This window comes from Pseudomonas sp. BP8 (genome assembly GCF_017875955.1).
GTDB lineage: Bacteria > Pseudomonadota > Gammaproteobacteria > Pseudomonadales > Pseudomonadaceae > Aquipseudomonas.
The window spans coordinates 3,194,244-3,204,897 of record NZ_JAGINK010000001.1 but is presented as its reverse complement, the minus strand read 5'-3'; the positions used below and the strand labels follow the sequence as shown (position 1 = coordinate 3,204,897).

At 61.0% G+C, this 10,654-nt stretch carries 12 protein-coding genes and 2 pseudogenes; 10 read left to right on the top strand and 4 right to left on the bottom strand.

Going from position 1 to position 10,654, the window contains the following annotated elements:
- Positions 1-668 precede the first annotated feature (668 nt).
- From J3B00_RS14005 to J3B00_RS13995, 3 genes are all read left to right on the top strand, one after another.
- Positions 669-989, top strand: coding sequence for a transposase (locus J3B00_RS14005; RefSeq protein WP_034111071.1), 321 nt, complete (start codon positions 669-671; stop codon positions 987-989).
- The gene (gene tnpB / locus J3B00_RS26610; RefSeq protein ID WP_232893846.1) at positions 986-1,321 is read left to right on the top strand and encodes an IS66 family insertion sequence element accessory protein TnpB; all 336 of its coding nucleotides are present in this window, start codon (positions 986-988) and stop codon (positions 1,319-1,321) included. The genes J3B00_RS14005 and tnpB overlap by 4 nt, the downstream gene beginning before the upstream one ends.
- 63 nt (positions 1,322-1,384) lie before the next feature.
- Complete coding sequence (locus J3B00_RS13995) at positions 1,385-2,920, top strand: IS66 family transposase (protein ID WP_209868072.1); 1,536 nt, start codon at positions 1,385-1,387, stop codon at positions 2,918-2,920.
- Positions 2,921-2,947: 27 nt separating this feature from the next.
- Here the strand turns inward: J3B00_RS13995 and J3B00_RS13990 are convergent, their stop codons facing one another.
- The 3 genes and pseudogenes from J3B00_RS13990 to J3B00_RS26885 form a co-directional block, all read right to left on the bottom strand.
- Positions 2,948-3,133, bottom strand: coding sequence for a DUF2188 domain-containing protein (locus tag J3B00_RS13990; protein WP_209868071.1), 186 nt, complete (start codon positions 3,131-3,133; stop codon positions 2,948-2,950).
- Positions 3,134-3,149: 16 nt separating this feature from the next.
- Entirely contained in the window at positions 3,150-3,308 is a 159-nt protein-coding gene (locus tag J3B00_RS13985) for a hypothetical protein (protein WP_209868070.1), read from the bottom strand.
- A gap of 36 nt (positions 3,309-3,344) precedes the next feature.
- Positions 3,345-3,518: pseudogene (locus J3B00_RS26885) on the bottom strand (DUF6555 family protein); the annotation flags it as partial.
- Between the two features lie 160 nt (positions 3,519-3,678).
- On the opposite strand from J3B00_RS26885, the gene J3B00_RS13980 reads away from it, so the two are divergent.
- The 5 genes and pseudogenes from J3B00_RS13980 (at position 3,679) to J3B00_RS13965 (ending at position 7,809) form a co-directional block, all read left to right on the top strand.
- A complete protein-coding gene (locus J3B00_RS13980) occupies positions 3,679-3,996 on the top strand; it encodes a type II toxin-antitoxin system PrlF family antitoxin (protein ID WP_209868069.1) in 318 nt (105 codons plus the stop codon).
- On the top strand, positions 3,996-4,457 hold the full coding sequence (locus J3B00_RS13975) for a type II toxin-antitoxin system YhaV family toxin (RefSeq protein WP_209868068.1): 462 nt from the start codon (positions 3,996-3,998) through the stop codon (positions 4,455-4,457). Before J3B00_RS13980 ends, J3B00_RS13975 begins: the two co-directional genes overlap by 1 nt.
- Positions 4,458-4,649: 192 nt before the next feature.
- Positions 4,650-4,846: pseudogene (locus J3B00_RS26605) on the top strand (integrase); the annotation flags it as partial.
- 329 nt (positions 4,847-5,175) lie between these two features.
- A complete protein-coding gene (locus tag J3B00_RS13970) occupies positions 5,176-6,525 on the top strand; it encodes an aromatic acid/H+ symport family MFS transporter (RefSeq protein ID WP_209868067.1) in 1,350 nt (449 codons plus the stop codon).
- 21 nt (positions 6,526-6,546) lie between these two features.
- On the top strand, positions 6,547-7,809 hold the full coding sequence (locus J3B00_RS13965; protein ID WP_209868066.1) for a gallate dioxygenase: 1,263 nt from the start codon (positions 6,547-6,549) through the stop codon (positions 7,807-7,809).
- A gap of 42 nt (positions 7,810-7,851) precedes the next feature.
- On the opposite strand, the gene J3B00_RS13960 is transcribed toward J3B00_RS13965, so the two are convergent.
- Positions 7,852-9,045, bottom strand: coding sequence for a LysR family transcriptional regulator (locus J3B00_RS13960; RefSeq protein WP_209868065.1), 1,194 nt, complete (start codon positions 9,043-9,045; stop codon positions 7,852-7,854).
- Between the two features lie 119 nt (positions 9,046-9,164).
- Between J3B00_RS13960 and galB the strand changes: the two genes are divergently transcribed.
- Both galB and J3B00_RS13950 read left to right on the top strand, forming a co-directional pair.
- Positions 9,165-9,941, top strand: a complete 777-nt coding sequence (galB, locus tag J3B00_RS13955; RefSeq protein ID WP_209868064.1) for a 4-oxalmesaconate hydratase — start codon at positions 9,165-9,167, stop codon at positions 9,939-9,941.
- Entirely contained in the window at positions 9,938-10,654 is a 717-nt protein-coding gene (locus tag J3B00_RS13950) for a 4-carboxy-4-hydroxy-2-oxoadipate aldolase/oxaloacetate decarboxylase (protein ID WP_209868063.1), read from the top strand. Before galB ends, J3B00_RS13950 begins: the two co-directional genes overlap by 4 nt.

Here is a 10,654-nt window from a genome sequence, read left to right as displayed (position 1 = left end):
GAGTTGAATCCGTGCATCTGCAATCAAACCGGCAATTTCACGGGCGGATTTAAGGACCTGTGAATCAACCGCCTGCAGCGCAACACTTTTTTTGGGCTCGCGATAGCTCGTAAGGCTCAAGCTCAGGAGGTCTCCAGCTAACGTGCACCTGCAGACATCTGGTAGAAACGCGCGCTCTATCAGCTGGAGAATTTCTAGATTAGATAGCCCATAAAGGTCCATGATCATTCCCTCAGGCGTTTTAATTTTGAGGTTAAACTCCTATGCCTGTTAAAAAATTCTGCCCTGCTGCGAGACCTTACCGGGAGCGTTTTTCTTCAATGACCATGTCCTTTATCCGTTCGGAGGCAGATGGTATCTGCACCTAAACTTAAGAAGCGGGCGAGGCTCAGGAGTGCCTGCAGCTAAACAAGTGGCGTACGAACTCGTCGAAGTCGGGCTTCAGTTGTACGCCTTTCATCAGAATGGGGCGTCTGTTCACCCGCTTCGGGAGGTAAGCGCTCTTGATCCTCCCAATCCATCGATCGCGATCGGCCTTACCCTGACCCGGCCTTTCTGCATCAGAACCGTAACCGTCCGGCGAACTCACCTTCCGAACTCCAGCTTTAAGGGCGATGGTGTCCGCGTATTTTTAAGCGGACGCGATCGCCCTTATCGCCAGGATTTCCATGCGCCAACGAAGCTCTTATCCGAAACCGTTCAAAGCCCAAGTCGTTCAGGAATGCCTGCAACCTGGGGCCACTGTCTCAAGTGTCGCCATCAGCCACGGCATCAATGCCAACGTCATCCGAAAATGGATGCCGCTCTATCGAGACCAGCCCGCAGCGACTTCACTACCGGCATTCGTCCCGCTAAAAGCCGTACCTAAACGGCCAGCCGAAGCGTCAGTGATCATCGAGTTGCCCATGGCCGGCCAAGTGATCACAGTGAAATGGCCAACCTCAGATCCCGAGGGCTGCGCGCAATTTATCCGGGCTGTCGCTCAATGATCCGCATCGATGCAATCTGGCTGGCCACCGAGCCGATGGATATGCGCGCCGGCACCGAAACCGCATTAGCCCGGGTGATCGCAGTGTTCGGTGCGGCGAAGCCGCACTGCGCCTATCTGTTCGCCAATCGTCGGGCTAACCGGATGAAAGTACTGGTGCACGATGGCGTGGGCGTCTGGCTTGCGGCGCGGCGACTGAACCAAGGCAAGTTTCACTGGCCCGGAATTCGCCACGGCTGCGAGGTCGAACTCGACAGCGAACAACTCCAGGCGTTGGTACTGGGTTTGCCGTGGCAGCGAGTCGGTACGGGTGGCGTGATCAGCATGCTGTAATCGCCGGCCATTTGACCGGTCTGCTTGTCGTCGTTTCGGGCCTGCTCTGGCACAATCGGCGGCATGACTTTCTCGCCCAACCTCGACCAGATGACCCCGGAACAGCTCCGTGCCTTAGCGGCACAGGCGCTGCAGTTGCAGTCCCAAGTCGAGGCGATGAGCAGGAAGATCCAGAACGATGAAATCCTCATCGAACAGTTCAAGTTCGAAATCGCCCTGCTCAAGCGCCACAAGTTTGCTAAGCGCAGCGAGCAAATCAGCCCGGCGCAAGGCAGCTTGCTGGACGACCTGCTCGACACAGACCTTGAAGCTATCGCAGCAGAACTGAAACAGCTCCTTCCAGCTTCGCCACAAGCCGAGCCACGGCAATCTCCGAAACGTGCGCCATTGCCGCCGCAGTTTCCACGCACAGTGATTCGTCACGAACCCGAAGACACTCAGTGCGCCTGTGGCTGCCAACTTCAGCGCATCGGCGAAGACGTCAGCGAGAAGCTGGATTACACGCCGGGCGTGTTCACTGTCGAGCAACATGTGTGTGGCAAATGGGCCTGCCGTCAGTGCGAGATACTGATGCAGGCGCCGGTGCCGGCGCAGGTTATCGACAAAGGTATCCCGACCGCAGGCTTGTTGGCCCACGTGATGGTGGCGAAGTTTGCCGACCACTTGCCGCTGTACCGGCAGGAGAAAATCTTTGGCCGCGCGGGGCTGGCAATCGCTCGTTCGACCCTGGCCCAGTGGGTCGGACAAACCGGTGTGCGGCTCCAGCCGCTGGTCGATGCACTGCGTGAAGCCGTTCTGAACCAGGGCGTGATTCACGCTGATGAAACGCCGGTGCAAATGCTTGCGCCGGGCGAGAAGAAAACCCACCGAGCCTATGTCTGGGCCTACAGCACGACGCCGTTTTCGGCGCTCAAGGCGGTGGTCTACGACTTCAGCCCAAGCCGTGCTGGCGAACACGCGCGTAACTTCCTGGGCGACTGGAACGGCAAGCTGGTTTGCGATGACTTCGCTGGTTATAAAGCTGGTTTTGAGCAAGGCATCACTGAGATCGGCTGCATGGCCCACGCCCGTCGCAAGTTTTTCGATCTGCATGTGGCGAACAAAAGTCAGCTAGCCGAACAGGCGTTGCACTCGATCAGCGGCCTGTACGAGGTGGAACGCCAGGCGCGGGACATGAGTGATGAAGATCGCTGGCGAATACGTCAGGAAATGGCGGTACCGATCAGTAAAAAATTGCATGACTGGATGTTGGCCCAGCGCGACCTGGTGCCCAACGGATCAGCCACGGCCAAAGCCCTCGACTACAGCCTGAAACGCTGGGTAGCGCTGACGCGCTACCTGGACGATGGTGCTGTGCCCATCGACAACAACCAAGTTGAAAACCAGATACGGCCATGGGCACTCGGGCGCTCGAACTGGTTATTTGCCGGGTCGTTGCGCAGCGGCAAACGAGCAGCTGCAATCATGAGCCTGATCCAATCGGCGCGCATGAATGGGCATGATCCGTATGCCTATCTCAAAGATGTACTGACGCGGTTGCCGACGCAACGGGCCAGTGAGATCGGGCAACTGTTACCGCATCAGTGGGTGTCTGCCTAACTTACGCAAGGTGAGTTGGGCGGACGCTTACCGTTCCTCTTCGATAGTGCCATCCGCTTTGTGGATCTTCACCGACGCTGTCTTGCCATCAAAGAAATCCGCAAGGGCGTTGACCAGCTCATGCTTCGTCGCCGCTCGTTTGGAAGCGCGTTCAGCACCGGCTTTCTTCAATTCCCATCCTTCTGATGTCGGGCTGAGGTGGTAATTGTCCATCGTGTGTTCCTCTTGGCTAACTGGATTCGCCGTCATCCTGAATGTCTTCCTCTGCCTCGGCTGCCTCCGTGGCATCAGCGTCATTCAAAGGTGGCGACGTAGGCTTTTCCGGATCGTTGATGAAAGGCACGTTACTAGGCCCCTTTTCTTCGGAGCCTTCAGTTTTCGGCTGCATAGCCACACCTCCAGGCAAGTGGAACGAATAGGGGCTTCAGCCACCTGTTTCGGCGCTCGCGAACTTCCCAGCATCGAAAGCTTGCGGAACGAACTCGGGGCCATCGCCAGCGAGACGCCACTTCACCATAGCGATGCCGTAGCGTTCGGCCATCGGTCGACTGACCAGCTTGATTTTCTGCTGACTAAATCTTGGAATATGCCCTCGTCCTACCCGACCTTCTGCATACCCATGTCCCTGGAAGTGGTGTCACACATCCCTGCGGCGCTATTGAGCATCCTCCCCGCCTATGCTTGATCAGCAGAAAACTAAGATTGACCATGTAAGGATTATTCCTTACCATTCAATATGTACATCCGGGAGAAAGCTCATGCCTGCCATCCACGAAATCGCGACGCTAACCTCGAAGGGGCAGGTCACACTGCCCAAATCCGTTCGCCAGCTTTTGGGCATAGACACTGGTGGCAAGATCGCATTCGACGTACGCGGGGGCGAAATCGTGGTCAGCCGCGTAGAAACCACCCACGAAGACCCTGCCATCGGTGCGTTCCTGGGTTTGCTGGAGGCTGATATCCGAAGCGGACGCAACTTCACCACCCTACCGGAAGACTTGGCGCAAACCATGCTCGCCAACGCAAACCACTCCGTAAACCTGGACGAAGATATCGATGGTGAGGTCGCGATCTGATGCTGCGACATGGCTGGACACTGTTGTTCCATGAAGGTGTGACTTTACAGCTACGCAAATTGCAAGAAGCCGCCGCCCGGGCCGAGCAGAACGATCCGCAAGGTTTTGAGAGCAACGCCAACGTCAAGCTGTTTCGGGCACTGAGCCATCTGATCATGGAGGCTGTGCCTGCCGATCCGGGCCGTGATGAGTTCCGCCAAGGCAATACGCTGGGCACCGCCTACCGACATTGGCGCCGTGCAAAAATCGGCAGGCGCTTTCGGCTGTTCTTTCGCTATGACTCAAGGTCCAGGGTCATCGTCTATGCATGGGTCAACGACGAAAACACTCTACGCTCCGCAGGCAGCAAATCCGATCCCTACGCCGTATTCGAGAAGATGCTGGGCCGCGGCAACCCTCCTGATGACTGGGATGCGCTGACGGCTGCGACGCGTAGCGATTGGGACGAGCCCAGAGCATAAATTGCGCAAGTGGGTGAGGGATTGCACGTTTGAAACCGATCCCTCCTCGTTGCGTCCACTGGAATCCACTCGTAACTGCTGTTGAAAGGGGTACATCTGCGGGTACAAATCCAATTTCTCATTCATAACCATTTGATTTATATGAATGTCCAAATGTTCTTTGGGGATCCTGACAGCCTGTAATGAGCCTCTGGTTTCGCTGAGGGTCCTGGTTGGGTGGAACGCAACGTGGCGCTGAGCAACACCGATAAGCTCAAGTTTCGCCATGTGATCACCAGTAGCCCGGCGATCAAGCGGCCGGCCGATTTGGGTGAGTTTCTGCTACGCCTGAGCAGAGCCCCAGCAGCATAAGCATCGCGATGCGCCTGTTAGTGATACTGCCGGGGCGGCAGGCGCTCAACCATTGTCTTCTCCTGAACCGCCATCAACTCACAAGAAACTCCCAGCTAACCCGTGCCGGCAGCACCTGACGCCCTCCGCAAGGCAACAGCTTGCTGCCTAGCGGCACAGCGTGAGACGACCTCGACACCAAGAGGTGCTCGATAAAAAAAATAGATATCTCATTAAAGAAATCCCGCAGGCGCTGCCTGGACCATGGGATTAGAGTCGCCATCACGCCGTAGTCCGGCGGGGTGATTTCTGCTGGGCGGTAGCGCTTTCGAAGCCTCACTGAAACCAGACGGATGTCACACCAATACAAGAACAAAGGTGACCACGCATGCTCAAGCCTCATGTCGATGCCCCTATCGATGTAAAAGACTGGATCGATAACCGCCCCATTACTGCCTACCAGTGGCTGATCCTGTCGCTGTGTTTCCTGATCGTGCTATTCGACGGCTTCGATGTCGCCGTCATGGGCTTTATCGCCCCTTCGCTGATGCAGGACTGGGGGCTGTCGCGCGCCGCCTTTGGCCCTGTGATGAGTGCCGGCATGGTCGGCCTGGCCATCGGTGCATTGACCGCCGGCCCGTACGCCGACCGGATGGGCCGCAAGAAAGTGCTGCTGATCGCGGTCAGCGGCTTTAGCCTGCTGAGCCTGGCCTGCGCCTTCGCCCGCAACCCCTATGAGCTGGCCGTATTACGGCTGCTGACCGGCATTGCCCTGGGTGCGGCTATGCCCAACTGCACCACCCTGCTCGCCGAATACCTGCCCACACGCAACCGCTCGCTGATGATCACCATCATGTTTACCGGTTTCAACATGGGCTCGGGGCTGGGCGGCTTTCTGTCCGCCTGGTTGATCCCTCATCACGGCTGGAAATCGGTACTGCTGGCCGGCGGCCTGCTGCCACTGGCCTTGCTGCCCTTGCTGTGGTGGCTGCTGCCAGAGTCCGCTCGCTTCCTTGCCGCACGCCAGGCGCCGGCCAGCCAGATTGCGTCAGCCTTGGCCAAGCTTGGCGGCCGCTTCGCTGCCGGCACCCGTTTTACCGTCAGTGAGCCGACCACACAGCACAAGGCACCGGCCCGGCAGCTGTTCAGCGAGCGCTACCGGTTTGGCACCCTGGCCCTGTGGCTGACGTATTTCATGGGCCTGCTGGTGATCTACCTGACCATGGGCTGGTTGCCGACCCTGCTGCGCGATGGCGGGCTGTCCATCGAGCGCGCCGCCACCATCACCGGGCTGTTCCAGATCGGCGGCGCAGTAGGCGCAATCGTGGTCGGCTGGATCATGGACCGGCGCAACCCCAACCGGGTCATCGCCATCGCCTACGCCCTGGGCGGCCTGTGCATCGTCTCGCTGGGCGCCCTGGGCCTGGAGTCGAGCCTGCTGGTGATGGGCGTGGCTGCGGCCGGGTTCTGCATGAGCGGCGCGCAGACCGGCCTCAACGCCTTCGCCCCTGGCTACTACCCGACAGAGTTCCGCGCCACCGGCGTAAGCTGGATGCTCGGTATCGGGCGCTTCGGAGCCATTTTCGGCTCCCTTATCGGTGGTGCCGTGCTCAGCCTGGGGCTGGGCCTGCCGCTGCTGTTCACCCTCCTCGGCCTGCCGGCATTCGCCGCTGCCCTGGCGATCCTGGCCAACGGCCACGCCCGGCTGCGCACGACCCCCGCAGTAACCGCGCCGTAACCTGTAACAGAGGACTTTCGCATGGCTCGTATCATTGGTGGCCTGGCCGTCTCCCACACCCCTACCATCGGCTTCGCAGTCGACCACGACAAACAGGAAGAAGCGGCCTGGGCGCCGATCTTCGAAAGCTTCGAGCCGATCCGCACGTGGCTGCAGCAGCGCCAGCCGGACGTACTGTTCTACATCTTCAACGACCATGTCACCTCGTTCTTCTTTGATCATTACAGTGCGTTCACCCTGGGCGTGGACGAGCAATACGGCGTGGCCGATGAAGGCGGTAACCCACGGGACCTGCCGCCAGTAGGCGGCCACGCGGCGCTGTCGCGACACATCGGCCAGAGCCTGATGGCCGATGAGTTCGACATGAGCTTTTTCCGCGACAAACCGCTGGACCACGGCTTCTTCTCGCCCATGTCGGCCCTGCTGCCCTGCGATGAAAGCTGGCCAGTACAGATCGTGCCGCTGCAGGTCGGCGTGCTGCAACTGCCGATCCCCACGGCGCGACGCTGCTACAAGCTGGGCCAGGCGTTGCGCCGCGCCATCGAAAGCTACCCCGAGGACCTCAAGGTGGCGATCGTCGCCACCGGCGGGGTGTCACACCAGGTGCATGGCGAGCGTTGCGGCTTCAACAACCCTGAGTGGGACGCGCAGTTCCTCGAGCTGCTGGTGAACGACCCGCAGCGCCTTACCGAGATGACGCTGGCCGAGTACGCCACGCTCGGCGGCATGGAAGGCGCCGAGGTGATCACCTGGCTGATCATGCGTGGCGCGTTGTCTGCCAATGTCGAGCGCAAGCACCAGAGCTATTACCTGCCGTCGATGACCGGCATCGCCACCCTGCTGCTGGAGAACCGCGACCAGGCGCTACCGGCGCCGGTCAACGAACGTCACCGTCAGCATATGCAGCATCAGCTGGCGGGAGCGGAACAGCTCGAAGGCACCTACCCCTACACCCTGGAACGCAGTGCCAAAGGCTACCGCCTGAACAAGTTCCTGCATCGCATGATCGAGCCGCAGTGGCGCCAGCGCTTCCTGAGCGAGCCCGAAGCGCTGTACCGCGAGGGGGGCCTGAGCGAAGAGGAAAGCGACCTGCTGCGCCGCCGCGACTGGCGCGGGCTGATCCATTACGGGGTGATCTTCTTCGTGCTGGAGAAGCTGGGCGCCGTGCTGGGTGTGTCCAACCTGGACATCTACGCCGCCATGCGTGGGCAGAGCATCGAAGACTTCATGAAGACCCGTAATCAGCAGGTTCGCTACTCGGTGGCTGGCAAAGCGTCCAGCTGACCGACACAGCCCGTTGAGCCCTCTCTAAGGCCCCAGTCCGGCTCAGGCATGCTCGATGATCACCTGACGGATACAGGCCATCAGCGCGGCCGCCGCCGGTGACTGCAGGCAGCCACTGCGCTGTATGAGGCCGATGGCGCGGGCAGTACCGGGCAGTGCCAGCGGCAGGCGTTGCAGCTCGCCGCTGGCAATCTCGTAAGCCAACTGGTGCGCGGACACCGCCGCCAGCATGTCTGAACGCACCAGCAGGCCCCGGATAACCGCCAGATCGGCGCTTTCCACCACCGGCCACGGCGCTGCCAGGCCCGCGGCGGCGAAGCAGTTATCAAGCAGCCCGCGCGCCGGCGAGCCGGCCCGCGGCAACACCCAGCGCGCCTGGTGCACACCCTTGAGCGTCAGGTGTGTGTGCAACAGCGGGTGCCCCCGGCGGGCCAGCAGCACCATTTCCTCGTTGATGAGCGGCTCGCCCACCAGGTCGCTGGCATAGTCGTGTGGCCGCAAGGCGCCCAGCACAAAATCCACATCGCCTACCCGCAGCTCGGTTGCCAGCAGGTCGAACGGGCTTTCGTTGGTCACCACCCGGACCAGTGGATGCTGGGCGGTAAAATGCAAAATGGCCTCCGGCAGAATGCGCGAGCGGCCCAAGGGCAACGCGCCGACATGCACCACCCCGCGCAAGGTGCCTTGCATCGCGCTCAGGTCACTGTCCATGTGGCGCAACTCGTTCAGCGCCCGGCGGATGGGGAAGAGGATGTCCCGGCTGGCCACAGTGGGCTGCAGGCCGCGCGACGTGCGCACGAACAAGGGCTGCCCGCACCCGCCTTCGAGCACCTTCAAAGCAGCACTGACGGCCGGCTGGCTAAGGCCGAAGTGCCGCGCCACGGTTTGCATGTGCCGTGTTTCACAGAGCTTCACGTACACCTGCAGGCGCCGCGCCTGAAACAGGTAGAGGGGCTCGCCTTGCGCGGTGCCCAGCACCCCCGGCACGCCGTCCAGTTCCGCCAGCACGCGCTGTGCACGCGGCAGCAGGCACTCGCCATAGTCGGTCAGGCGCATGCCATTGGCATGGCGCTCGAACAGCGGGACAGCGAACCGCGCCTCCAGCTCGGCGATGGCGCGGGTGACCACGGATTGAGCACGGAACAACACCTCCGTCGCCCGCGAAACGCTGCCCAACTCGGCTACCCGGATGAACGCGCGTACTTGCATCAGGTTAGGCAATTCGACGTCGTTCATAAGGCTTCCCCCGGCGCTCGGCATGTGACTGCGGCGACTATGCCTCTACCCCGCTTGCCAGGCAATAAATAAAACGCATAGCCGCTGCAAGTGAACGCATTAGTGCCTCGCCCAGGCCGATGACATCCTGCGTTAACCCCCACTGCAGGAGCCTACCAATAATGAATACCCCACAAAAAGCCGCCCTGGTGGTCAGCGCACATTCCGCCGACTTTGTCTGGCGTGCCGGTGGCGCCATTGCGCTACACGCTGAGCAAGGCTATGCCATGCACGTGGTTTGCCTGTCGTTCGGTGAGCGTGGCGAGTCTGCCAAGCTATGGCGCAAGGGTGAAATGACCGAAGCCAAGGTCAAGGATGCACGCCGTGAGGAAGCCATGGCGGCGGCCGAAATCCTCGGTGCCAGCGTGGAATTCTTCGACATAGGCGACTACCCGATGCGCGCCGACAAGGACACCCTGTTCCGCTTGGCCGATGTGTATCGCCGGGTACAACCGGAGTTCGTGCTCAGCCATTCGTTGAAAGACCCGTACAACTACGACCACCCACTGGCCATGCACCTGGCCCAGGAAGCCCGCATCATCGCCCAGGCCGAAGGCTACAAGCCTGGCGAGAAGATCGTTGGCGCACCACCGGTGTACGCCTTTGAACCGCACCAGCCCGAGCAGTGCGAATGGCGCCCGGATACCTTCCTGGACATCACCCCGGTGTGGGACAAAAAGTATGCCGCCATCCAGTGCATGGCCGGCCAGGAACACCTCTGGGAGTACTACACCCGCGTCGCCCTGCAGCGCGGCGTGCAGGCCAAGCGTAACGTGGGCATCACCAGCGCACGCAACATCGTCTACGCCGAAGGCCTGCAGAGCGTGTTCCCACGTGTGACGGAGAACCTGGCATGAGCGGGCTGATCGGCAAGACCGGCATCGTGGTGCGTAATATCCCGCGTGTTGAGCAGGAACTGATCGATGCCTTGGGCCGGCTGGGCGTGGCCACGGTGCATGAGGCCCAAGGTCGCAAGGGGCTGCTCAATACCGCCGTGCGCCCCATCCAGCAAAGCGTGGCAGTGGCTGGCAGCGCGGTAACCGTGCTGGTGGCCCCTGGCGACAACTGGATGTTCCATGTTGCCGTGGAGCAGTGCCGCCCGGGCGACGTACTGGTGGTGGCGCCCAGCTCACCCTGCAGCGATGGCTATTTCGGCGACCTGCTGGCGACCTCGCTACAGGCCCGCGGCGTGCGCGGCCTGGTGATCGACGCGGGCGTGCGCGACAGCCAGACACTGCGCGACATGGGCTTTGCCGTGTGGTCGCGCGCCATCAACGCTCAAGGCACGGTGAAGGAAGTGCTGGGTTCGGTGAACCTGCCGCTGCTGTGTGCCGGTCAGCTGATCAATGCCGGTGACATCGTGGTTGCCGATGACGACGGCGTCGTGGTGGTGCGCCATTGCGAAGCCCAGGCGGTACTCGAAGCCGCCACCCAGCGCGCCGACCTGGAAGAACGCAAACGCCTGCGCCTGGCCGCCGGCGAGCTTGGCCTGGACATTTACGAGATGCGTCCGCGCCTGTCGGCGAAGGGCCTGCGTTATGTCGAGCACCTCACTGACCTGGAAGGCTGA

Bases quoted from the DNA above. Each gene is read 5' to 3' on its own strand.
- J3B00_RS13965 (WP_209868066.1), top strand. From the start codon at position 6,547: ATGGCTCGTATCATTGGTGGCCTGGCCGTCTCCCACACCCCTACCATC.
- J3B00_RS13960 (WP_209868065.1), bottom strand. From the start codon at position 9,045: ATGAACGACGTCGAATTGCCTAACCTGATGCAAGTACGCGCGTTCATC.
- J3B00_RS13970 (WP_209868067.1), top strand. From the start codon at position 5,176: ATGCTCAAGCCTCATGTCGATGCCCCTATCGATGTAAAAGACTGGATC.
- J3B00_RS13985 (WP_209868070.1), bottom strand. From the start codon at position 3,308: ATGCAGCCGAAAACTGAAGGCTCCGAAGAAAAGGGGCCTAGTAACGTG.
- J3B00_RS13990 (WP_209868071.1), bottom strand. From the start codon at position 3,133: ATGGACAATTACCACCTCAGCCCGACATCAGAAGGATGGGAATTGAAG.
- tnpB (WP_232893846.1), top strand. From the start codon at position 986: ATGATCCGCATCGATGCAATCTGGCTGGCCACCGAGCCGATGGATATG.
- J3B00_RS13995 (WP_209868072.1), top strand. From the start codon at position 1,385: ATGACTTTCTCGCCCAACCTCGACCAGATGACCCCGGAACAGCTCCGT.
- J3B00_RS13975 (WP_209868068.1), top strand. From the start codon at position 3,996: ATGCTGCGACATGGCTGGACACTGTTGTTCCATGAAGGTGTGACTTTA.
- J3B00_RS14005 (WP_034111071.1), top strand. From the start codon at position 669: ATGCGCCAACGAAGCTCTTATCCGAAACCGTTCAAAGCCCAAGTCGTT.
- J3B00_RS13950 (WP_209868063.1), top strand. From the start codon at position 9,938: ATGAGCGGGCTGATCGGCAAGACCGGCATCGTGGTGCGTAATATCCCG.
- galB (WP_209868064.1), top strand. From the start codon at position 9,165: ATGACATCCTGCGTTAACCCCCACTGCAGGAGCCTACCAATAATGAAT.
- J3B00_RS13980 (WP_209868069.1), top strand. From the start codon at position 3,679: ATGCCTGCCATCCACGAAATCGCGACGCTAACCTCGAAGGGGCAGGTC.